Raw genomic sequence first — 22092 nt, forward strand, 5'->3', positions numbered from 1 at the left:
CCTCAGCGATGGCCGTAGACACGTGGTTGGGTGTAATGGTCAATCAGTGGGACCGTAATATTTGCCAGCAGAACCGCAAAGGCAACGCCGTCAGGATAACCGCCGTAGGCGCGGATCAGCCAGATAAGCAGGCCAATCAGGGCACCAAAGATCAGACGACCACGCGGGGTGGTTGACGCGGTAACCGGGTCGGTGGCGATGAAGAACGCGCCGAGCATGGTGGCACCGGAGAAAAGGCCAATCATCGGCGGCGAGTAGCTTCCCGGTGCCAGCAGCCAGGCGAGCGTCCCGCAGAAGGTCAGCATCACCAGCATGCTGACCGGGATGTGCCAGCTAATGATTTTCCGCCACATCAGGAACAGACCGCCAAGCAGGAAGCCCAGGTTTATCCACTGCCAGCCCAGACCGGCCAGAATTCCGCTGAACATCGGCTCGTCGAGCACCTGCTTAGCGGTGTGGCCGGCGCGCAGACCGGTTTTGAAACCGTCTAGCGGGGTGGCCTGCGTAATACCGTCAACGTTCATTTGCAGCTGATAGGCGGTCATGTTTTGCGAGTCATGGCCGCTAAAAATGGTTAACAGCGTATCGACCAGACCGACCGGATGCGCCTGCAGGCTCTCCGGCGGCAGCCAGGTGGTCATTTGAACCGGGAAGGAGATGAGCAGCACAACGTAACCGACCATCGCCGGGTTAAACGGGTTTTGCCCCAGACCGCCATACAGCTGTTTGGCGATGATGATGGCAAACACCGTACCGATAACCACCATCCACCAGGGGGCCAGCGGCGGCAGGCTGACGCCGAGCAGAATGGCGGTGAGCAGGGCGGAGTTATCGCCAAGGCGCTTGGCAACCGGCTGTTTGCGAAGCTGTAATATTGCCCCTTCGGCCAATACGGCAATCAGGATAGCCAGGGCAATCTGCACCAGCGTCCCGTAACCAAAGAACCAGACCTGTGCCAAAATCCCTGGAATACAGGCCAGCACGACCATCAGCATTATTGAGCTAGTGCTCTGCCGATTATGGGTAAAAGGAGAACTCGCGATTCTAAAGGCCATCTATTCCTCGTTCGACATTTCGCTCGACAACGTCTGAGCTTGAGCGGCTTTACGGGCCTTTACTCGAGCGATCGCGGCTGCCACGGCAGCTTTTCTCGGATCGCTTTCTGGTTGTGATACTTCTTGTGATATTTCTGATGCAACAACTTCTGGCGCCGGTTCCTCGGCCGGTGTATCACCCGCTGCGACGGCTTTTTTCGCCCTGGCGCGCGCAATGGCGGCGGCGACGGCGGCCTTGCGTTTGTCTTCCGGCGATGCCTCAACGATTTCACTGGCGACGGTTTCTGGCGCGGGCTCGACCGAAACAGGCTCTGCGACGGCAGGCTGAGACTCGGCCTGTGCCGCCGCTTTCTTGGCTTTGGCGCGCGCAATAGCTGCCGCAACGGCGGCCTTGCGGCTGTCACCTTCTACCGGCATATCAGCGGGCGGAGTGACAGGCTCATTGGATACCGGCACGTCTTCGACAGCCTCGGCTAAGGCGGTTTTCTTCGCCTTAGCCCGCGCGATAGCGGCGGCCAGAGCCGCCTGACGCGAATCCGCGGCTGGGGTTTCACTCTCGGCCACCGGTTCCTGAACGTTTGCCGCTGCGCTGACGCGAGGTTTCAGTGCGGCGGTTTCTTCCGCACTCAGTTTGACCTCAGACTTCTTGTGCTTCTCTTCACGGGCCAGTTTTTCGCGTTCCATTCGCGCCTGTTTGGCCTCAAAGCGAGCCTTGGCCTCGGCGGCACGACTGGCTTCGAGATCGAGGGCGCGTATTTCGGCCTTTTCCTGGCGGTAGTACTGCACCAGCGGAATGTTACTCGGGCAAACATAGGCGCAGGCGCCGCATTCTATACAGTCGAACAGGTTGTGATTGCGCGCTTTCTCGTGTTCTTCACCGCGGCTGAACCAGTACAGCTGCTGCGGCAGCAGGCCAGCCGGACAGGATTCTGCGCACAGGCTGCAGCGAATACAGGCTTCTTCCGGCTCGGGCGCCCCCATCTCACTCTCTGAAGGGGCAAGAAGGCAGTTACTGATTTTGACGATCGGCACATCCAATGACGGCAAGGTAAAGCCCATCAACGGACCGCCCATGATGACCATTTTTTGCTTGTTCTGCGGAACAAACTCAGCCTCGCGCAGCAGCTCGGCCACCGGGGTGCCGAGTCGCGCCCAGACGTTGCCCGGTTTCTTGACCGATTCACCGGTCAGGGTGACCACGCGCTCAATCAACGGCTCAGCGTCGATAATGGCGCGTTTAATGGCAAAAATGGTGCCTACGTTCTGCATCAATACGCCAATGGCAGAAGAGTGCTTGCCCTTTGGCACCTCACGGCCGGTCAGAATACGCGTCAACTGCTTGGCCCCGCCCGAAGGATATTTGGTCGGCACTACGCGCAGCTCAATCTTCACGCCTGGATGGTTTTCATGCTTGATGGCGGCTTTCAGCGCGGCAATGGCTTCCGGCTTATTGTCCTCAATGCCAATCAGCACCTGTTCTGGGTGCAGCATATGGCAGAGAATACGCGTGCCCTGAAGAATTTCGTCAGCGTGTTCCTGCATCAGGCGGTCATCGGCGGTGATATAAGGCTCACACTCGGCGGCATTCAGAATCAGCGTTTTGGTGTGTTTCAGGCTTCCCTGGATTTTGCTTGCCGTTGGAAAGCCTGCACCACCCAGACCGGCAATACCGGCCTGATGAATAAGCTGATTAAGCTCGTCAGCACTGAGTTGGGTGTAATCGGCAACCGCCTCACGCTCGCACCAGCGGTCTTCACCGTCGGCGTCGATCATCACGCACAGCTCTTTCAGACCCGAAGGGTGAGCGGTGATGTGCGGCTCAATGGCGCGAATCATGCCGGAGGTCGGCGCATGAACGGGCACGGTACGCCCGCGTCCGGTGGTCAGTGGCTGGCCTTTACTGACTCTGTCGCCAGGCTTCACGCAAAGCTCGCCTTCCGGCCCGAGGTGCTGCTGTAAAGGAATGATGAAACGCTCAGGAAGCGGCATCCGGCGCAGCGGAACCAGGCTGGACTGGGTCTTCATTTCAGGCGGATGGATTCCGCCGTCAAAGTCCCAGATCTTCTCTTTCTTGAGCGCAGAAAACAGATTGAACATGTTACTCCGCATGAATAATTTGCACAGGAATGGTGTTCATATCCCATTTCCAGTTTGCGGTGGTGGTTTTAATCGGCAGCATTTCAATGCAGTCGGTCGGGCAGGGGGCGACGCAGAGGTCGCAGCCGGTACACAGGTCAGAAACGACGGTATGAACAGCACGCGTCGCACCCACAATGGCGTCTACCGGACAGGCCTGAATACACTTGGTGCAACCGATGCAGTTGCTTTCGTCAATGTAAGCGACCTTACGTACGGGCACGGCTTCAACGACGTCACCGTCCATCGGCTGAGGATCGACGTTGAGCAACGTGGCAAGTTTCAGCATGACCGGTTCGCCGCCCGGCACGCATTTATTAATTTTATCGCCGTTGGCGACCGCCTCGGCATAAGGCTTGCAGCCGGGGTAACCACACTGCGCGCACTGGCTCTGTGGCAGGATATCGTCAATCTGGTCGACAACCGGGTTTCCCTCCACCGCAAAACGGCGAGAGGCGTAGCCCAGCAGCAAACCAAACACCAGCGCCAGTGCGCTGAGTGAACCAATAGCAACCCATAATTCGAACATTAGAATTTCACCAGCCCGGTAAAGCCCATAAAGGCCAGAGACATGAGGCCGGCGGTGACCAATGCGATAGAAGAACCCCTGAAGGGGGCGGGCACGTCGGCAACCACCAGACGTTCACGAATACCGGCAAACAGCACCATGACCAGCGAGAAACCGAGCGAGGCGGCGAAGCCATAAAGTGCCGACTGCATAAAGTTGAGCTGCTGGTTGATGTTCAGCAGCGCCACGCCAAGCACCGCACAGTTGGTGGTAATAAGCGGCAGGAAGATACCCAGCAGGCGGTAAAGCGACGGGCTGGTTTTACGCACCACCATTTCGGTGAACTGCACGACAACGGCGATAACCAGAATAAACGCCATGGTGCGCAGGTATACCAGGCCCAGGGGCATCAAGATAAAGGTATTCACAATCCATGAGCAAATATTGGACAGCGTAATGACGAAGGTGGTGGCTAACCCCATGCCAATAGCAGATTCCAGTTTTTTGGAGACGCCCATAAATGGACAGAGCCCAAGAAACTTGACCAGTACGAAGTTGTTTACCAGCATGGTACCAATAAACAGTAATAAGTATGATGTCATGATAGTGCCTAAAAATTGCCAGAAAATAGTTGAATACGTTTAAATTTTCGAACCCGTTACCTGAAGGCTAATTTACTGCGTAAACGTCTCTTTAACGCGGCGAGAACGTTTGAAATAGGGTACCAACAGCGCCGCCGCGAGAAGCGGTATCAGTAAATTTCGCACCGCCAGATTGTCGCTGATTGGCGAAAAGGCAAAGGTCTTGATAGCCAACAGGACGGTAAAGAGCAGCCAGAGAATATAAAGTCTTGGCAGCGATTTCATTCTTCTGCAGAACGACCACAGCACGCTGAGGGTAAATGCTCCCATTGCCAGCGTCGTCACCACCGAGAAATACCACTGTAGGGTAAACGCCTGAGAGTGGGTGATTAAATACTTGCGCGACTCGGGCTCAAACACGGCCATTGAATAAAGCAGCAGCATCAGGACCACACTCATCAAATTGACAATCAGGTAAGCCATCGGGGCCAATAACCAGCCGCCAATACGCTGATAGCCAGAATTAAGAGACATATGAAACCTTATTCCAATCGTGTTGACGACAATCCAGCCTGAGGCAGTAGTTAATACCGCTGCAACAAAAGGCGGATTTAGACATTCAAGGCGCGATAGCTTAACGCTAGAAAGTGTTCGTCTCTATCGTATTCATGTGATTGCTGCGCAACAGCGTAAAAAATATCACTTTTTGCCTTAAAAATGAGAATAGTGCTGGTGATTTGTTCAATTGAGGAAGGCAAGAATAAAGCTTTGCGCGTTAGCCCATTTTGAGCGACGGGAAAGACAGGCAGAGTCAATGAGTCTGCCTGTCTATTAACCTTATTTAAAGGGAGGGAAAAGCGCTCAGTTAGCGCAAAGTTTGTAGTAAACCTCGTTCCAGCGCAGCTGATTTTTAAAGTCAGGCAGCGTGGTGTCGTTATCAATAACAAGCAGCTCGATGTTGTATAGCTCGGCATAGAGTCGCAGATAGTCAACGTCCAGCGCCTGTGAGAACACCGTATGATGTGCACCGCCGCCGAGGATCCACGCCTCCGCCGCCGTAGCTAGCGAGGGCTGAGCCTTCCAGATAGCGCGCGCCACCGGCAGTTTCGGCAACGGTTTCGGCTGCTCGATGGTGTCCACCAGATTGACCAGCAGGCGGAAACGGTCACCCATGTCGATAACGCTGGCGTTGACCGCAGGACCGGCCGGAGTCGAGAAAATCAGCCGTGCAGGGTCTGCCTTGCCGCCGATACCCAGGAACTGCGCATCGACAATGGGCTGCTGGGCGCTGGCTATCGACGGACAGACCTCCAGCATATGCGAGCCGACCACTAAATCATTGCCGGTCTCGAAGTTATAGGTGTAGTCCTCCATAAAGGAAGTGCCGCCTTTGAGTCCGCTGGCCATGACTTTCATGATGCGCAGCAGGGCGGCGGTTTTCCAGTCTCCCTCGCCGCCAAAGCCATAGCCTTTTTGCATCAATCGTTGCACCGCCAGCCCCGGCAGCTGTTTAATGCCATACAGGTTTTCGAAATTGGTCGTAAAGGCCTTGAAGTCTCCTTGCTCGAGGAAGCGGGTCATGCCGAGCTCAATGCGGGCGGCATCAATCAGGTTCTCGCGTTTTGGACCATTGAGCTTCACGGCGTCGGTAAGTTGATAGCTTGATTCATACTCTTCAATCAAGGTATCGACGTCGCCCCGGCTAACCTCATCAATCACGCTAACCAAATCGCCTATCCCGTAGGCGCTAACGGTATAGCCAAACTTCATCTGAGCGGCGACCTTGTCACCCTCGGTTACCGCGACCTGGCGCATGTTGTCGCCAAAACGCGCCACCTTGAGGTGCTGGCTCTCATTCTTGGCCGCTGCGACGCGCATCCACTGTGCGATGCGGCGATGGCTTTCCGTATCCTCCCAATGGCCGGTCACCACAGAATGCTGTTGACGCATCCGCGCACCGATAAAACCAAACTCGCGGCCGCCGTGCGCCGTCTGGTTAAGGTTCATAAAGTCCATGTCCATCGAGTCCCACGGGATGGTGGCGTTGAACTGGGTATGAAACTGCATCAGCGGTTTGTGCAGAATACTCAGCCCGGCTATCCACATCTTGGCCGGTGAGAAGGTATGCAGCCAGGTGATAATCCCAATACAGTCGTTGCTGTAGTTAGCGTCGCGGCAGACGGCGGTAATTTCATCCGGGGTGGTGGCCAGCGGTTTCAGCACCAGCTTGACCGGAAGACCGGCGGAGGCGTTCAGGCCATTCACCACTTTTTCGGCATTTTCTTTCACCTGCCGCAGCGTTTCGGCACCGTAAAGATGCTGACTGCCTATCACAAACCACACTTCGAGCTGCTTAAATACGTCCATTCTTCATACTCCTGCACGAGGGAAATTGGCCGCTGGTCTCAAACCAGCGAGAAAAATCAAGCCGGGTTGGCGGCACTAAACAACGGTTCAGATGCCTGACACCACTGCTGATAGCGTTCGTAAAGTTGTTGAAACTGGGCGGCACGCTGCGGGTGGGGCAGCAGAGTTTTCTCGATACGGCAGGCCATAGCGGCCTGAGCCAGCGGCACGGAGTCGAACTCTCCGGCGGCGCAGGCGGCAAAGATGGCAGCACCGAGTGCGCAGCATTGGTCTGAGGCGACGATTTGCAGCGGACGGTTCATCACGTCGGCGCAAACCTGCATGATGACCGGCGATTTACGCGCGATGCCGCCGAGGGTCAGCACGTTCTCGACTGGAATATCCTGCTGCTCGAAACACTCCATGATGGCGCGAGCGCCAAAGGCGGTGGCGGCGATGAAGCCGCCAAACAGCTCTGGCGCCTGCGTGCCGAGGTTGATATCGGTGATAACCCCTTTCAGGCGCTGGTTGGCAAACGGCGTGCGGCGACCGTTGAACCAGTCGAGCACCAGCGGCAGGGTGTCCAGAGAAGGGTTAGCTGCCCAGGCGGCGGTCAGGTCCGCCAGCAGCGTCTTTTTCATCTCATTGATTTGCGGTCTGAGCGCCGGATGTCTGGCGGCCAGCTGCACCAGTGGCCAGCTCAGCAGCTGGCTAAACCAGGCATACATGTCGCCGAACGCCGATTGTCCGGCCTCCATACCGATCATTTCCGGCACGACGCTGCCGTCAACCTGCCCGCAAATGCCGGCAATGGCGCGCTCGCCGACGCGTTGTTTGTCGGCAATCAGAATGTCGCAGGTTGAGGTGCCAATGACTTTAACCAGCGTATAAGGCTGCGCACCGGCGCCGACTGCCCCCATATGGCAGTCAAAGGCGCCGCCCGAAATCACCACCTGCTGCGAGAGGCCAAGACGTTCTGCCCACTCGGCGCTGAGGGTGCCAACGGGTTTTTCGGCGGTTTGCGTCTCGCTAAACAGTGGATAAGGTAGGTTCTCAACCAGCGTCCGGTCGAGTGCCATAAAGAAATCGCGCGGCGGGAATCCTCCCCAGGAAGGGTGCCAGAGCATCTTGTGACCGGTGCTGCAGCGGCCTCGGGCAAGAGACTGCGGCGCGGTGGTGCCTGAAAGCAGGGCGGGCACCCAGTCGCAGAGTTCGACCCAGGAGGCCGCGGCTTCGCGAACGGCGCGGTCCTCGCGCGAGACGTGCAGAATCTTGGCCCAGAACCATTCGGACGAATACACTCCGCCGATGTAGCGGGTGTAGTCAGGGAAGTCACCGCTGCGGCACAGGCGATTGATCTCTTCCGCCTCATTGATGGCGGTGTGGTCTTTCCACAGGACAAACATGGCGTTCGGGTTGTCGGCAAATTCGGGCCTCAGCGCCAGAACCTGTCCCTGTGCGTCAATCGGCGCAGGCGTAGAACCGGTTGAATCGACACCGATGCCGATAATCCGTGCGCTGGTTTCACGGCCGAGGCGCGCAGTGAGATTGTTTATTGCCGTTTCCATCGCCTCGATATAGTCGAGGGGGTGATGGCGAAACTGGTTTTTTCCCGCTTGACAGTAGAGGCCTTCCTGCCAGCGTGGGTAATACACCACGTCGGTATCTATCTCTTTTCCGCTGTGACAATCCACGGCCAGTACGCGGACCGAGTCACTCCCAAAATCCAGACCAAGAGCAATTGCGCCTTGCGCCATGGTTATCTCCCCAAAGGTAAGCTACTTGACACGTTTATAGGGTGCAGGTCGTCCCAAAACGCAGGCGACGTGTACTGTTGATAACCATAGGAGGGCGGGTCGTCAGGCAGTGAGGAGACGATTGCTGGAAGTATGTACTTTTCTGCTCCTTATTAAGGTTATGTGAAGCGGGTCATAACTTCACTTGAGGGTGATTTTGCTGAATATATGTACTAAATGGCTGCAATTTTAAAGTGTGATAGCGCTCTACCTATTTAGAAAGCAATCCGGCTAAAACTGAGTTCGTCTTATCTGAATCCATTAATGAATCTACGTATCGCAAGGTTTATTGGTGGTTTTTTTGGAAGCACCCTACTGATAACGTTTTCACAGTCCCGCCGAATGACGGGGCTAACAACAATAAGAAGTCGGAGAGCATCATGCATAAATTCACTAAGGCGCTGGCGGCAGTTGGACTGGCTGCGGTTATGTCACATTCGGCTATGGCCGAGACCCTGAAGCTGGGTTTTCTGGTGAAACAACCCGAAGAACCCTGGTTCCAGACTGAATGGAAATTTGCAGACAAGGCGGGGAAAGATCTCGGCTTCCAGGTTATCAAGATTGCTGTGCCCGACGGTGAGAAAACGTTGAACGCCATTGACAGTCTCGCGGCAAACGGCGCGAAGGGCTTTGTGATTTGTACGCCGGACCCGCGCCTTGGGCCTGCAATTATGGCCAAGGCTAAAAGCTATGACCTGAAGGTTATCGCCGTCGACGACCAGTTTGTGAATGCCAAGGGCAAGCCGATGGAGGACGTACCGTTGGTGATGATGGCGGCGAGTAAAATTGGCGAGCGTCAGGGACAGGAGTTGTATAAAGAGATGCAAAAACGCGGCTGGAAGGTTGCCGATACCGGCGTCATGGCGATTACCGCCGATGAGCTGGATACCGCTCGCCGCCGTACCACAGGCGCGATGGACGCTCTGAAAGCGGCCGGTTTCCCGGCGGCGCAGATTTACAAAGTTCCGACCAAGTCCAACGATATTCCGGGCGCACTCGACGCGGGCAACTCCCTGCTGGTACAGCATCCGGGGGTGAAAAATTGGCTGATTCTGGGCATGAATGACAACACCGTGTTGGGCGGCGTGCGTGCGACCGAAGGGCAGGGCTTCAAGGCCGCAAACGTCATCGGTATCGGTATTAACGGCGTTGACGCGGTTAACGAGCTTTCCAAAAATGAACAGACCGGATTTTACGGTTCGCTGTTACCTAGCCCGGACGTACACGGTTATAAAAGTATCCAAATGCTGAATAACTGGGTAACCAAAGGCGTTGAGCCGCCGAAGTTCACCGAAGTCACCGACGTGGTGCTGATAACACGCGACAACTTCAAGGCTGAACTCGACAAGAAAGGCCTGGGAGGCAAGTAACATGACTTTGCTCTCGACCCCGTCATCAACGGTGCTCAACCCTTCGATTGAGGCATTCGACGTCCGCCAGCCCTATCTGACTTTTGAGGGGATCGGCAAAACCTTTCCTGGCGTCAAGGCGCTGGAGGGCATTAGCTTCAACTGCTACGCGGGGCAGATCCATGCCCTGATGGGCGAAAACGGCGCGGGGAAATCTACCCTGCTGAAGATTCTGAGCGGATATTACAGCCCGACTCAGGGGCAAATCTTAATAAAAGGGCAGCCGGTCACTTTTAGCAACACCACCGACGCGCTGGACGCCGGGGTGGCGATTATCTATCAGGAGCTGCATCTGGTGCCGGAGATGACCGTGGCAGAGAACATCTATCTCGGCCAGTTGCCGAGCCGACGCGGCTGGGTGAATCGCAAGCTGCTGCGCTACGAGGCAAAACTTCAGCTCGAACATCTCGGGCTGGATATCGACCCCGACACGCCGTTGAAATATCTGTCGATCGGCCAATGGCAGATGGTCGAAATCGCCAAGGCGCTGGCGCGAAACGCCAAGGTTATCGCCTTCGATGAACCGACCAGCTCGCTGTCTGCGCGCGAGATTGAGCAGCTGTTTAGAGTTATCCGCGAGCTGAAATCCGAAGGTCGGGTGATAGTTTATGTCTCGCACCGTATGGAGGAAATTTTTGCCCTGAGTGACGCCATCACCGTGTTTAAGGACGGTCGTTATGTCCGCACCTTCGACGACATGCAGCAGGTCGACAACGATATTCTGGTGCAGGCGATGGTCGGACGTAATCTTGGCGATATTTTCGATTATCAACCACGACCGCTGGGTGAGGTACGACTCCAGCTTGAGGCGGTGAAAGCGCCGGGCGTGAAGTCAGAAATTAGCCTCAGCGTACGACAGGGAGAAATCGTCGGGCTGTTTGGGCTGGTCGGCGCGGGCCGCAGCGAGCTGATGAAAGGCCTGTTTGGCGGCACCCGAATAACCCGCGGCAGGGTGTTGCTCGACGGCCAGCCGTTGAAGATAAACACCCCGATCGACGCGATTCGTCAGGGCATTATGCTGTGCCCCGAAGACCGTAAGGCCGACGGGATAATTCCCGTGCACTCGGTGCGAGACAACATCAACATCAGCGCGCGACGAAAGAGCGTGAAGGTCGGATGCTTGATCAATAATCAGTGGGAGACGGACAATGCCGGCAAGCAAATCAAGGCGTTGAACATCAAGACGCCGAGCGCCGAGCAGCTGATCATGAACCTGTCAGGAGGTAATCAGCAGAAGGCTATTCTGGGGCGCTGGTTGTCGGAAGACATGAAGGTCATCTTGCTTGACGAACCGACGCGCGGCATCGATGTGGGTGCCAAACACGAGATTTATAGCGTGATTTATGCACTGGCAAAACAGGGGGTTGCCGTGCTGTTTGCCTCCAGCGACCTGCCTGAAGTGCTTGGGCTGGCCGACCGAATTCTGGTGATGCGCGAAGGCACGCTTTCCGGCGAGCTGACACACGACCAGGCTACGGAAGAAAAAGCGCTGGGCATGGCGATGCTGCGTACCCCGACATTAAATCCAGAAACCACCCCGGATGCGGCCTAAACGCGGTCCAAGCAGGAGTTAAATGATGTCCAGTATGACAACCAATTCTACCAAACCCGAACAGCCGAACGCTGCCGCGCGCAGCGGGCAAAACCTGATGCGCATCTGGGACAGCTACGGCATGCTGGTGGTGTTCGCCGCGCTGTTTATCGCCTGCTCGATTTTCGTGCCCAACTTTAGCTCTTTTATCAATATGAAAGGGCTAGGGCTGGCCATCTCAATGTCCGGCATGGTGGCCTGCGGCATGCTGTTCTGTTTGGCCTCCGGCGATTTTGACCTGTCGGTTGCGTCAGTCATTGCCTGTGCGGGGGTCACCACCGCCGTGGTTATCAACATGACGGAAAGCCTGTGGATTGGCGTGGCGGCGGGTCTGCTGCTGGGCGTGCTTTCCGGGCTGGTAAACGGCTTCGTGATTGCCCGATTGAAAATCAACGCCTTGATAACCACCTTGGCCACCATGCAAATTGTGCGCGGCCTGGCCTATATCATTTCTGATGGTAAAGCGGTGGGCATTGAAGACGAACGCTTCTTCGAGCTGGGCTACGCCAACTGGCTTGGCCTGCCTGCCCCTATCTGGATAACCGTCGGTTGCCTGATAGCCTTTGGTCTGTTGCTCAACAAAACCACCTTTGGCCGCAATACGCTGGCGATCGGCGGTAATGAGGAAGCCGCACGTCTGGCCGGGGTACCGGTGGTGCGGACTAAAATCATCATCTTCGTATTGTCAGGGCTGGTCTCAGCGGCGGCGGGCATTATCCTGGCCTCGCGCATGACCAGCGGCCAGCCGATGACTTCGCTGGGCTATGAGCTGATCGTTATCTCGGCCTGCGTACTGGGCGGCGTGTCGCTCAAGGGAGGCATCGGTAAAATCTCCTATGTTGTCGCCGGTGTGCTGATTCTTGGCACCGTCGAAAATGCGATGAATCTTTTAAATATTTCCCCCTTCTCGCAGTACGTGGTGCGTGGCCTCATCCTGCTCGCGGCGGTGATTTTTGACCGCTACAAACAGAAAGCGAAACGCGCTGTGTAAACGATTCCAGTTTTTAAATGGGCCTTTGGTGTGATAAATGCTCAGAAAAGTGTATTTCCTTCACATTTCTTTAACGCAAACGGGCAGTAATTCTATTGCCCGATAGAATGGTTAGACCAGCGTGACGATTTAAGGAGGCCCGATGTATCACCGCATGATTCAGGACCAGCAGTCCAATCCGCTACTCCCCGGCTACAGTTTCAACGCGTATCTGGTCGCCGGCATGACGCCCATTTTGGCCGACGGGCCGCTTGATTTCTCCATCGACCGGCCCGGTGGCATGAAGGGCTACATCCTTAATCTGACCGTTAAAGGGCAGGGCAAGGTGTTCGACGGCGAAGACACGTTTTACTGTAATCCCGGCGATTTGCTGCTGTTTCCGCCCAAGGCGCGCCATCTCTATGCACGCTCGTCCAACAGCGACTGTTGGTATCACCGTTGGGTATATTTCCGACCTCGTGCCTACTGGGCCGACTGGCTGGAATGGCACACCAAGACCCGCGACGTCGGTCGTCTTTCTCTGCCCAACAATACCCTGCTGCTGGAATTTGACCGCTTGTTTGCCAATATCGAACAAACGCAAAAGTCCGGTCGTCGTTTCGGCGAAGAGCTTGGGATGAATTTGTTAGAAAGGCTGCTGCTGCGTGCGATGGAAGAAGACCCGCAGAGTCCGCAGAAAATCATGGATCCGCGCGTTATCGAGGCCTGTCAGTTTATCACCGGCAATCTGGCCGGAGAGTTGCGTATTGACGAAGTCGCCCGCCACGTTTGCCTTTCTCCTTCGCGGCTGGCGCACCTGTTCCGCGAGCAGGTTGGGATTAATATCCTGCGCTGGCGGGAGGACCAACGGGTTATCCGCGCCAAACTGCTGTTGCAAACGACCCAGGAATCGATAGCCACCATTGGCCGGGTCGTGGGTTACGACGATCAGCTCTATTTTTCTCGCGTTTTCCGTAAACGGGTCGGCGTCAGTCCCAGCGATTTCCGTCGGCGCAGCATTGAGATAAATTACCCTGCGAAGCCTTATCGGTCGCATCCGTGGCCTGAGAATGAAAACGCTGCCACCTATAATTACTGATTTTTGATTGCAACGCTTTTTGCTCAGAACAGCGTCTGACGCTGAGGTTGGGCGCTGTCCCAGCCTCGCCAACGAGGGTTCCACAAGACCCCCTCGTTGTTCCCGCCTCATTCTTGTAACTTCCAATAATTAGTCCCTTCTGCGTTTTAAAATATACGGTTAAATATAATTTAAATCCCATTAAATATATCGCTTATTGTGGAAAGAATTTCTGATTAATATATTTTTTAACATCGAGCCTACGCTGTTTAATATTTATTCTTTTGTCTGGGTGAGACTATCACTATATGTGATTAGTCCGCTTTAATTGTGTCCTGTTTATTGTCTCTGAGTGCGAAAACGGGCGAAATCAGCGGGAAACAAGCATTTTTTGATAAGATACCAAGGGTTTGCGGGGTCATGCTTATTCCCAGCTTAACGTTAACGCTTGAGCAAAAATAGGGGTACTGGAACTTGCAAAGCAACCCGGTTAATAACAAATCAAAATAAAGAGAGATAGAGGAAATGAAACGTTCAACTCTAGCTTTATTACTTTCCTGCACAATGTTTTCTGCAATGAGTAATGCGGCCCCCGTGCAAGTATCGTCTTTCGGTAATTTCCCAGCGGACAAAGACGTCAATGGTTTTCACGGCACATTCTTGTACGGTGATACCGGCACGGTAAACGGTTTCGACCTGCCAATCCTCGGTTATGACGAGATTGACCACCTGAACGGCTTCCAGCTCGGTGCGGCGGCCGGTTCTCACATTCGTAACGGCATGAACGGTGCGGCTATTGGCCTGTTCAACTGGCACGGTGGCGAAGACAATGGTCTAAACCTGAGCCTCGCTAACCAGGTGGGTGACCTCAACGGTGTCAACGTCGGTGTCTACAGCGCCGCAAAAAACATCGACGGTGTTAACCTCGGCATTGCCAACATGACGGCCGATGTGAACGGCCTGAACCTTGCCGGTGTGGGCAACTATACCCAGGGTTCGGTTGAAGGTTTGAACGTCAGCCCGTTCAACTGGACCACCGGTGAAACCACCGGTGCCAACGTCAGCGTGATTAACCATACCGGCAACGTCACCGGCCTGAACATCGGTGCAATCGGTAACTGGAGCGAAGGCAACATTACCGGCCTGAACTTCGGCGTAGTGAACAAATCAGGCAACGTCACCGGCGCCAACCTCAGCGCCTTCAACTGGTCTGAAAACGTGACCGGTGCCAACGTTTCTGCCTTCAACCGTACCTGGGACGTGACGGGTCTTAATCTGGGTGCAGCGAACGTCGCCTGGGACGTTGAGGGTGCCAACGTCGGTGCTCTGAACTTCTCTCACGACGTGACCGGTGTGAACCTCGGTGCCATCAACATTTCCCACAATGTTAAAGGCTTGAACCTGGGTGCAATCAACGTGTCAGCCGACAGCACCACCGATATTGGTGTGATTAACTATGCTGACAGCACCCACTTCCAGTTTGGTCTGTTCAACGCCACCAAAGACCTTGAAGGTCTGCAGATTGGTCTGATCAACGTGGCGACCAACGCAGCGGTACCTGTTCTGCCGTTGGTTAACTTCCACCGTTCGTTCTAAGTTTTTTCTAAAAAGGCTTCATGTGTAAAGACGGCCCGCGATACTGCATCGCGGGCCGTCTTGCTTTATGCGCTCTTTAGCCGAGGTCGCCGCCCGCCACGGGCAATACGGTGCCGGTAATGTAGCTGGCGTCGTCGCTGGCGAGAAACAGTATGGCCGCCGCCTGCTCGGTAACGGTTCCATAGCGATGCATCAGGCTGGTTTCAAGGGTTTGATTAACCACGCCATGATACCACTCTGTTTCTTGTGCGGTCGGTTTTTCCTGGTTACGTGGCGTCAGTCTGGCCGGGGCATCAGTCCCGCCCGGGGCCGTTGCATTAATCCTGATACCGGTTCCAGAATACTCGAAAGCCAGGGATTGGGTCAGCGCATTGACGCCCCCTTTCGACGCGGAATAGGGGACGCGATGCACGCCCCGCGTCGCGACAGAGGAGACGTTAACAATCGCGCCGTAGCGTTGTTCGAGCAGGTAAGGCAACTCGGCGCGACAGCCCCACAGCGTAGGAAACAGCGAGCGGCGGATTTCGGCCTCAATCTGCTGCGGCGAGTATTCAGCATAAGGCCGCGCCCAAATGGTGCCCCCGACGTTGTTTACCAGAATGTCCAGTCTGCCGAAGTGCTGATGCGCCTCCTCAAAGGCGGCGGCCGTGCTTTCCCACTGTTCGAGGTCAGCCCTGAGTGACAGCACGTCGCTGCCGGTCTCCCGTAACTGCTGCGCCAGGGTATCGACCCATTCTGCACGGTCGATAAGCACCAGTTTTGCGCCTTCCGCGGCAGCCCGTTCGGCAACGGCTTTGCCAATTCCCTGTGCCGCGCCGGTAATGACCATTACGCGGTCTTTAAAACGTTGATTCGTCATGTTAAGCGGTCTCTTTGCTCACCTGAGGCGCGAATTTCTCGTAGTAGAAGTTGCGCGGGGTAATGGATTTTGATTTTAGGAACGTGATCACGGCTTCAACCATCGGCGGTGGACCGCAGAGATAGATGTCAACCTCGCCGTCATTGATCTGACCCGGCTCGATATGGTCGGTGACATAGCCTTTAAGCTCGGCTGAAGACGCAGGGTCGGTCACGCAAACGCTGAAGCTGAACTGCGGAATTTGCGCCGCAAAGGCCTCAAGCTGGGCCAGTTTTACCGTATCGACGTCACGTGATACGCCATAAATCAGATGCACCTGATGCTTGAGCTCGGACCCCTGCAACTGGTGAAGCATCGACAGGAAGGGAGCGAGGCCAGTGCCACCGGCCAGCATCAGAATGGGGCGCGTGACTTCACGCAAATAAAAACTGCCCTGAGGCCCGGTCAGATTCAGAACATCGCCCGGTTTGGCCTGGGTGGTCAGATATTGACTCATCCGGCCATTGGGCACGTTGCGGATAAGAAAAGAGAGCGTCTTTTCACCGGGCATCGAGCTGAACGAATAGGCTCGGGTGTCCTGGCTGTTCGGTAGCTGAATGTTGACATACTGCCCGCTGAGGAACGGGACTCCAAGATGACTGGTCAGTTCGAGGTTCAGTTCGATGGCGCTGTCGGACAACGATTCGGCGCGTACCACCTGGGCGGTATAGGTTTCACTGCCGGTTTTACACATCTGCGATGAGAGCGGCACGGAGATAACGCAGTCTGAGTTCGGGATCATCTGGCAGGTCAGGACCTGACCGTCTTCGAATTCCTGTTCCGACAACGCCTCTTCGAGATACTCGTCGCCGAGGTCATACCTCCCGGATTCGCAATGGCATTTACAGGTCCCGCAGACGCCGTCGGAGCAGTCCATCGGCAGATTGACCTGCTGGCGATAGGCGGCATCCAGCACCTTTTCGTTTTCGTTGCATTCGATGAAGCGGCTAACGCCGTCTTCAAAATTGAGCGCGATGGTATAAGCCATTTTCCACCTCTATAAATGATAAATATCAATGACGTGATTGATGTAGTCGTTGTTGAGCTGGATCTTCTTTCGCTTAATCTGGAAGCTTTCACCGGCTTTTACCAAGGTGCATTGCGTATTGCCAAAGAAGTGTTCAGTGCTTTTATAGCGATGGCTGTAGGTGCACCAGTTGTAACGGACCTCGACCTGATTGCCTTCGTCGCTCAACACCTCGATATTGCTCAACAGGTGGGTGGTGCGCGGCTCAGGCGTGCTTGCCGCCGAACGTTCGGTTTTAATGCGATAGACACGGTCTTCCAGGCCGCCGCGGGTGTGGTAGTAAATCAGCGAGACCTCACGCTGCGGATCCGTGGTCAGGCAGTCGTCATCGCCCCAGGCCGGCATCCAGTACTCGGTATGCGGGTGATAGCACTCCAGCCATGCATCCCATTCCCGGTCGTCCAACAAGCGTGCCTCACGATAAAAAAATTGCTCAATTTGCTGTTGTAGTGAAGACATCAGTGGGCCTCCTTGTCGCGCTGGCTTAGAGCGTTAAGCAGGGTTTGTTGCCAGTAATGGTGGTGGGTGATGTACAGCGCTTCATCCTCGGCGCTGGTGCCGGTCATCAGCGGAGAAATGTCCATTAGCTTGGCGTTGTTGTCTGCACCGTCGACCCAGCGGGTCGCACCTCGGCTCATGTCGCTCCACGGCAGATTGTGCCCGTTATAGCCGGTCTGGCAGGCACGGAACTCTTCGAGATCGTCTGGCGTACCCATGCCGCTGACGTTGAAGAAGTCTTCGTACTGACGAATACGCAGCGCACGGTCTTCGTCACTTTCGCCTTTCGTGCCGAAGCAGAAGATGGTGACCTCGGTTTTATCGACCGCAATCGGCCTGACGATGCGCAACTGAGTGGAGAACTGGTCCATCAGATACAGGTTGGGATACAGGCACAGATTACGGGTCTCGTTAACCATCAGATTGGCCTTCGCCTCGCCAAACTGCTGTTTGAGCCGCTCATGATGTTTATAGATAGGGCGCACCTCAGGGTTCAGCACCTTGGTCCACAGCAGCATATGGCCGTTTTCGAAGCCGTAGACGCCGCCTTCACTTTTTGACCAGCCGTTGGCGTCTACGGTGTGGGTGGCGTTTTCTTCGTAGTTGCGGCGAGACATGGTAGAGGCGTAGTTCCAGTGAACGACGCTAACGTGATAACCGTCGGCTCCGTTTTCCATCTGTAGCTTCCTGTTGCCCTCATAGGTATAGCTCGAGGTGCCTGGCACCACTTCCAGACCTTCTTCGGCTGGATCGGTAATCAGGTCGATGACCTGTTTGGTGTCACCTAAATATTCCGCCAGTTCGCAGACGTTGTCATTCAGGCTGCCAAACAGGAAACCTTTATAATTGGCGAAACGCGGCAGCGCTTTAAGGTCGTGCGACCCTTCTTTTTTAAAGCAGGGAGGATAGCCTCCGGTCTTTTCATCTTTTGCTTTTAACAGTTTGCCGTTATTGCTGAAAGTCCAGCCGTGGAACGGACAGGTAAATGAGCTTTTATTGCCCGTTTTTCGGGTCGCTAACATCGCGCCACGGTGGGAACAACTATTAATAACAGCGTTTAACTCTCCGCTTTTATCGCGAGTGATCATGATGGGCTGGCGGCCTAGCGTGAGAGTATAATAATCGCCAGGGTTGGCGATTTGACTTTCATGGGCAAGGAACGCCCAGTTCCCCTCAAATATATTTTCCATTTCTAACTCGAATAATTCCGGGTCGGTAAAGATACTGCGATGACATTTATAAATACCGGCCTCTTTATCGATAATCAGGGCGTTATTTATTTTTTCTTCAAGCGTGCGCGAACGCTGCGAAATAATTTCGCTCATCTTAATTCCTCTTTGCTGTAAAATAGGGGAAGGGCGTTAACTTGTTCTCAAGGAAAGAACATTAAGTGCGCTATTCCATGGCTCTTTCTCTTTTTATTCTTACTTGCTCCTCAGTCGTGGTAACGGGGGTGAGTTTAAAATCGAATTTAACCTCCGTGTGTGATACGGGAATATCACGCTGCTGGGCTATTTTTTCGTCTGTAACTTTAACAGGGTCTGCAATTAACTCATCGCGCGTGGCAAAGGCAAAATCATCCCATAAATAGGGGTCACCGCTTAAATTGATTTGGGTGGTCAGATGCTTAAAACCTGGGCCAGAAACAAAGAAATGAATATGAGCCGGGCGATTACCGTGGCGACCCACGTGATTCAAAAGTGCCTGGGTTGGCCCATCCGGTGGACAGCCGTAGCCAGAAGGAATAATGCTCCTCACCGCATAGCGCCCGTCGGGGCCGGTTTTGATGCGGCGGCGCAGGTTATAGTCGGTTTGCGACGAGTCGAAGAACGAGTAATTACCCAGCGTATTAGCGTGCCAGATATCGACCACCGCGCCGGCAATCGGCTGGTTATCAGGGTCAGTCACCTGCCCATAGAGCCACATGGGTTCACCGTCGTCTTTGCCGTCGTCCATGCGCGCAAACTTGTCGCTCAACGGGGCATTAGCGACATACAGCGGCCCTTCTATGGTGCGCGGCGTTCCGCCGTGCAGGCTCGCGGCCTTCTCTTTGGCGTCGGCGCGCATGTCGAGGAAATGCTCCAGTCCCAGGCCGGCGGCGAGGAGCGCCACCTCTTTGCGCTCACCCAGCACGTTGAGATAATTGACCGCCTGCCAAAACTCTTCGTCGGTAATATCAAATTCGTCAATGGTGCGACAAACGTCGCCCATTAAACGATGCAAAATAGCTTTGAAACGTGGATTACCTTGTTTAGTGTCGAGACCGCAGCTTATGTTGAGTAGTTTTTCCAGCTCAGCTGGATTTATTATATTATGTGACATAGCTTAATCCTCATTGTAGGGTACAGGCCAAATTATTACTTATCGTTATCTCTTATAGACGAAGGATGACGGCAAAGCGGACGTATCGTCATGGTCATATAAGGATACAGTGGCAGTCCGGTCAGTATTTCATGAAGTTCGGTATTATCCTTGACGTCAAAAATACTGATATTTTCATATTTCCCCGCAACGCGCCAAATGTGACGCCATTTTCCCTCGTGCTGTAATTTTTGCGAGTATAGCTTTTCTCGCGCCTTAATTTCATCTGCCTGTTCCTTGGGCAGTGAATCGGGAATATTAACGACCATATCAACCTGAAATAACATTTTAAATCTCTCCTTACCACTATTGATTTAACTATCTTATTAATAAAATTTAACTTACTGGACTCATTGTGTTATTCGTTACGCGAATAGTGCTTAAGTTTATCTGTATCTATTTCCACACCTAATCCCGGACCTGATGGTATGACTACGTGACCATCTCTATATTCAAGCGATTGCACCACAATATCGTCTTTTAATAACAGCGGGCCAAACATCTCGGTGCCGGATTTCATCTCAAGCGTCGACCAGGCGTGTAAGGAACTCACCGTGCCCAGCGTACCTTCAAGCATGGTGCCGCCATACAGCGAAATGCCCGCCGCCTGGGCAACGCGTGCCAGTTTGATGACCTGCGCCGGGCCGCCAGCCTTGGCAATCTTCAGGGCAAAGGCTCCGGTGAAACCGCCACTGGCCAGTGAGAATCCGCAGTGATAGTCGGGTACGGCCTCATCGGCGAGAAGCGTTGCCTCGACGCGCTGGCTCAGGGCAATCAGGTTACGCTGGTCGTGCAAAGGAATCGGCTGCTCGATCATCGTAATCCCGCCTTTAAACAGTTGCGGAATAGCAAGCAGGGCCGTTGTCATGTCCCACGCCTGATTGACGTCAACGTGTACCGGAATGTTTTCCCCCAGCGCGGCCTTGATAGCTAACGCATGCTTAAGGTCTGTTTGCAGCGCATTGGCACCGATCTTCAGCTTAAACGCCCGGTGACGCCCCTCGGCAATCAGACGATGTCCTTCATCAATATCTTTCTCAGTGCTGCCGCTCGCCAGCGTCCACAGCACCGGCAGTTCATCGGTCAATCTTCCGCCCAGCAGTTCGCTCACCGGGACATTCAGCGTTTTGCCTTGCGCATCGAGGAACGCGGTTTCCAGCGCCGACTTGGCAAAGGTATTGCCTTTGACCACTGAATTCATTTTGCGCGAGAGCGCCTCGACCCCGGTAAACGGCTGATGACAAAGGAGAGGAGCAAGATAATGGTCGATAGCGGACTTGATGGCCTCTGGACTCTCCGGTCCATAGCTCAGACCGCCGATGGTCGTCGCCTCACCCCAGCCGACCACGCCGCCCGAGCAGGACATTTTAACGAGGGTCAAGGTCTGACAGCCCATGGTCACCATCGAAAGTTTGTGCGGACGAATGGTGGGAATATCCACCAACCAGCACTCAATGGCGTTAATCGTTAATGACATGTGTAGCTCCTGAAGTCAGATAGTTAAGCGTCTGTCGGCTGAACATCACCGGACAGGCAATATTCGATAAGTGTGAAGCGGGAACGAGACAGATTTGTGCATCGCTGGCGCGTTCTATGATCCACTCTGCCTCGGCGAGCGTGGTCACGGGGTCATGCTCCCCGGCTATCACCAGCATGGGGCGTTCCATTTTCGCCACCTCTTCACGCAGGTCGGCGTAGGCTAATACCTCGCAGCAGGCGGCATAGCCCAACGGGTCGAGTTGCTCAATGCCGTCGACCAGGGCATCGACGATACCGGGGCGTGCACGGATATAGTCTTTGGTGAACCAGCGGCTGGCCGAACCGTCGGCCACAGACTGCATGCCTTCGGTACGCACGGTTTTCGCCCGCGTCAACCAGGCATCGGTGTTGCCAATTTTGGCCGCCGTATTTGCCACCACCAAACGGTTGAAATGGGTAGGGTAATGGCGGTTGAGCCACATCCCGGTCATCCCACCGAGGGAAATTCCGCAAAAACTGGCCTTTTCGATATTGAGATGATTCATCAGGTCAATCACGTCTTTGCCCAGCGAGGCGAGAGACATTTTCCCGCCGTTCAGCGGCGAGTTACCGTGCCCGCGGGTGTTGTAACGCAGCACGCGGAAATATTTATTGAAGTCGGTAAACTGCGCGTCCCACATCGTCCAGGTGGTGCCCAGCGAATTGGACAGCACCAATACAGGCGCGTTGGCCGGGCCGTCGAGACGGTATTCGAGATCCATAT

Annotated in this window: 20 protein-coding genes; 5 read left to right on the forward strand and 15 right to left on the reverse strand. The window is 54.7% G+C overall.

The window, feature by feature from the left end; translation table 11 throughout:
- Positions 1 to 2 precede the first annotated feature (2 nt).
- The 7 genes from rsxD to O1V65_RS07080 all read right to left on the reverse strand — a co-directional run bounded on the left by rsxD (position 3) and on the right by O1V65_RS07080 (position 8383).
- Positions 3 to 1055: an electron transport complex subunit RsxD gene (gene rsxD / locus O1V65_RS07050; protein ID WP_026110365.1), complete on the reverse strand. Its 1053-nt coding sequence runs from the start codon at positions 1053 to 1055 to the stop codon at positions 3 to 5.
- Positions 1056 to 3152: an electron transport complex subunit RsxC gene (gene rsxC / locus O1V65_RS07055; protein ID WP_017490636.1), complete on the reverse strand. Its 2097-nt coding sequence runs from the start codon at positions 3150 to 3152 to the stop codon at positions 1056 to 1058. It abuts the gene before it with no gap.
- Between the two features lies 1 nt (position 3153).
- The gene (rsxB, locus tag O1V65_RS07060) at positions 3154 to 3720 is read right to left on the reverse strand and encodes an electron transport complex subunit RsxB (RefSeq protein ID WP_017490635.1); all 567 of its coding nucleotides are present in this window, start codon (positions 3718 to 3720) and stop codon (positions 3154 to 3156) included.
- The gene (gene rsxA / locus O1V65_RS07065) at positions 3720 to 4301 is read right to left on the reverse strand and encodes an electron transport complex subunit RsxA (RefSeq protein WP_017490634.1); all 582 of its coding nucleotides are present in this window, start codon (positions 4299 to 4301) and stop codon (positions 3720 to 3722) included. Before rsxA ends, rsxB begins: the two co-directional genes overlap by 1 nt.
- 72 nt (positions 4302 to 4373) lie before the next feature.
- On the reverse strand, positions 4374 to 4814 hold the full coding sequence (locus tag O1V65_RS07070; protein WP_017490633.1) for a DUF2569 domain-containing protein: 441 nt from the start codon (positions 4812 to 4814) through the stop codon (positions 4374 to 4376).
- A 327-nt stretch (positions 4815 to 5141) separates the two neighbouring features.
- A complete protein-coding gene (araA, locus tag O1V65_RS07075; RefSeq protein WP_017490632.1) occupies positions 5142 to 6647 on the reverse strand; it encodes an L-arabinose isomerase in 1506 nt (501 codons plus the stop codon).
- A 56-nt stretch (positions 6648 to 6703) separates the two neighbouring features.
- On the reverse strand, positions 6704 to 8383 hold the full coding sequence (locus tag O1V65_RS07080) for a ribulokinase (RefSeq protein ID WP_017490631.1): 1680 nt from the start codon (positions 8381 to 8383) through the stop codon (positions 6704 to 6706).
- Positions 8384 to 8802: 419 nt separating this feature from the next.
- Between O1V65_RS07080 and O1V65_RS07085 the strand changes: the two genes are divergently transcribed.
- The 5 genes from O1V65_RS07085 (at position 8803) to O1V65_RS07105 (ending at position 15066) form a co-directional block, all read left to right on the forward strand.
- Entirely contained in the window at positions 8803 to 9792 is a 990-nt protein-coding gene (locus O1V65_RS07085) for an arabinose ABC transporter substrate-binding protein (protein WP_017490630.1), read from the forward strand.
- A 1-nt stretch (position 9793) separates the two neighbouring features.
- Positions 9794 to 11383 (forward strand): L-arabinose ABC transporter ATP-binding protein AraG, encoded by a 1590-nt coding sequence (araG, locus tag O1V65_RS07090; RefSeq protein ID WP_227953780.1) that lies wholly within the window; start codon positions 9794 to 9796, stop codon positions 11381 to 11383.
- Positions 11384 to 11408: 25 nt separating this feature from the next.
- Complete coding sequence (gene araH, locus O1V65_RS07095) at positions 11409 to 12413, forward strand: L-arabinose ABC transporter permease AraH (protein WP_017490628.1); 1005 nt, start codon at positions 11409 to 11411, stop codon at positions 12411 to 12413.
- 142 nt (positions 12414 to 12555) lie between these two features.
- Positions 12556 to 13491: an arabinose operon transcriptional regulator AraC gene (gene araC / locus O1V65_RS07100; RefSeq protein ID WP_017490627.1), complete on the forward strand. Its 936-nt coding sequence runs from the start codon at positions 12556 to 12558 to the stop codon at positions 13489 to 13491.
- 573 nt (positions 13492 to 14064) lie between these two features.
- Positions 14065 to 15066 (forward strand): LA_2272 family surface repeat-containing protein, encoded by a 1002-nt coding sequence (locus O1V65_RS07105; RefSeq protein ID WP_269130352.1) that lies wholly within the window; start codon positions 14065 to 14067, stop codon positions 15064 to 15066.
- A gap of 76 nt (positions 15067 to 15142) precedes the next feature.
- Here the strand turns inward: O1V65_RS07105 and benD are convergent, their stop codons facing one another.
- The 8 genes from benD to pcaD form a co-directional block, all read right to left on the reverse strand.
- On the reverse strand, positions 15143 to 15925 hold the full coding sequence (benD, locus tag O1V65_RS07110) for a benzoate diol dehydrogenase BenD (protein WP_269130353.1): 783 nt from the start codon (positions 15923 to 15925) through the stop codon (positions 15143 to 15145).
- 1 nt (position 15926) lies between these two features.
- A complete protein-coding gene (gene benC, locus O1V65_RS07115; RefSeq protein ID WP_084912337.1) occupies positions 15927 to 16952 on the reverse strand; it encodes a benzoate 1,2-dioxygenase electron transfer component BenC in 1026 nt (341 codons plus the stop codon).
- Between the two features lie 9 nt (positions 16953 to 16961).
- On the reverse strand, positions 16962 to 17450 hold the full coding sequence (gene benB / locus O1V65_RS07120) for a benzoate 1,2-dioxygenase small subunit (RefSeq protein ID WP_017490623.1): 489 nt from the start codon (positions 17448 to 17450) through the stop codon (positions 16962 to 16964).
- A complete protein-coding gene (locus tag O1V65_RS07125) occupies positions 17450 to 18814 on the reverse strand; it encodes a Rieske 2Fe-2S domain-containing protein (RefSeq protein ID WP_269130354.1) in 1365 nt (454 codons plus the stop codon). Before O1V65_RS07125 ends, benB begins: the two co-directional genes overlap by 1 nt.
- A 70-nt stretch (positions 18815 to 18884) precedes the next feature.
- A complete protein-coding gene (gene catA, locus O1V65_RS07130) occupies positions 18885 to 19811 on the reverse strand; it encodes a catechol 1,2-dioxygenase (RefSeq protein ID WP_084912334.1) in 927 nt (308 codons plus the stop codon).
- Positions 19812 to 19846: 35 nt separating this feature from the next.
- Positions 19847 to 20137: a muconolactone Delta-isomerase gene (catC, locus tag O1V65_RS07135; RefSeq protein ID WP_017490620.1), complete on the reverse strand. Its 291-nt coding sequence runs from the start codon at positions 20135 to 20137 to the stop codon at positions 19847 to 19849.
- A 71-nt stretch (positions 20138 to 20208) separates the two neighbouring features.
- Positions 20209 to 21327, reverse strand: coding sequence for a muconate cycloisomerase family protein (locus O1V65_RS07140; RefSeq protein ID WP_269130355.1), 1119 nt, complete (start codon positions 21325 to 21327; stop codon positions 20209 to 20211).
- A complete protein-coding gene (gene pcaD / locus O1V65_RS07145; RefSeq protein ID WP_269130356.1) occupies positions 21311 to 22090 on the reverse strand; it encodes a 3-oxoadipate enol-lactonase in 780 nt (259 codons plus the stop codon). Before pcaD ends, O1V65_RS07140 begins: the two co-directional genes overlap by 17 nt.
- Between the last annotated feature and the right edge of the window lie 2 nt (positions 22091 to 22092).

Source organism: Rouxiella badensis (assembly GCF_026967515.2).
Lineage (GTDB): Bacteria > Pseudomonadota > Gammaproteobacteria > Enterobacterales > Enterobacteriaceae > Rouxiella > Rouxiella badensis.

What these genes read in the sequence shown, in the direction of transcription:
- benD (WP_269130353.1), bottom strand. Translation starts at nt 15,925, where the DNA reads ATGACGAATCAACGTTTTAAAGACCGCGTAATGGTCATTACCGGCGCG.
- araG (WP_227953780.1), top strand. Translation starts at nt 9,794, where the DNA reads ATGACTTTGCTCTCGACCCCGTCATCAACGGTGCTCAACCCTTCGATT.
- catC (WP_017490620.1), bottom strand. Translation starts at nt 20,137, where the DNA reads ATGTTATTTCAGGTTGATATGGTCGTTAATATTCCCGATTCACTGCCC.
- araA (WP_017490632.1), bottom strand. Translation starts at nt 6,647, where the DNA reads ATGGACGTATTTAAGCAGCTCGAAGTGTGGTTTGTGATAGGCAGTCAG.
- O1V65_RS07070 (WP_017490633.1), bottom strand. Translation starts at nt 4,814, where the DNA reads ATGTCTCTTAATTCTGGCTATCAGCGTATTGGCGGCTGGTTATTGGCC.
- catA (WP_084912334.1), bottom strand. Translation starts at nt 19,811, where the DNA reads ATGTCACATAATATAATAAATCCAGCTGAGCTGGAAAAACTACTCAAC.
- araH (WP_017490628.1), top strand. Translation starts at nt 11,409, where the DNA reads ATGTCCAGTATGACAACCAATTCTACCAAACCCGAACAGCCGAACGCT.
- O1V65_RS07140 (WP_269130355.1), bottom strand. Translation starts at nt 21,327, where the DNA reads ATGTCATTAACGATTAACGCCATTGAGTGCTGGTTGGTGGATATTCCC.
- benB (WP_017490623.1), bottom strand. Translation starts at nt 17,450, where the DNA reads ATGTCTTCACTACAACAGCAAATTGAGCAATTTTTTTATCGTGAGGCA.
- rsxD (WP_026110365.1), bottom strand. Translation starts at nt 1,055, where the DNA reads ATGGCCTTTAGAATCGCGAGTTCTCCTTTTACCCATAATCGGCAGAGC.
- benC (WP_084912337.1), bottom strand. Translation starts at nt 16,952, where the DNA reads ATGGCTTATACCATCGCGCTCAATTTTGAAGACGGCGTTAGCCGCTTC.
- pcaD (WP_269130356.1), bottom strand. Translation starts at nt 22,090, where the DNA reads ATGGATCTCGAATACCGTCTCGACGGCCCGGCCAACGCGCCTGTATTG.
- rsxA (WP_017490634.1), bottom strand. Translation starts at nt 4,301, where the DNA reads ATGACATCATACTTATTACTGTTTATTGGTACCATGCTGGTAAACAAC.
- rsxB (WP_017490635.1), bottom strand. Translation starts at nt 3,720, where the DNA reads ATGTTCGAATTATGGGTTGCTATTGGTTCACTCAGCGCACTGGCGCTG.
- O1V65_RS07085 (WP_017490630.1), top strand. Translation starts at nt 8,803, where the DNA reads ATGCATAAATTCACTAAGGCGCTGGCGGCAGTTGGACTGGCTGCGGTT.
- rsxC (WP_017490636.1), bottom strand. Translation starts at nt 3,152, where the DNA reads ATGTTCAATCTGTTTTCTGCGCTCAAGAAAGAGAAGATCTGGGACTTT.
- araC (WP_017490627.1), top strand. Translation starts at nt 12,556, where the DNA reads ATGTATCACCGCATGATTCAGGACCAGCAGTCCAATCCGCTACTCCCC.
- O1V65_RS07125 (WP_269130354.1), bottom strand. Translation starts at nt 18,814, where the DNA reads ATGAGCGAAATTATTTCGCAGCGTTCGCGCACGCTTGAAGAAAAAATA.
- O1V65_RS07080 (WP_017490631.1), bottom strand. Translation starts at nt 8,383, where the DNA reads ATGGCGCAAGGCGCAATTGCTCTTGGTCTGGATTTTGGGAGTGACTCG.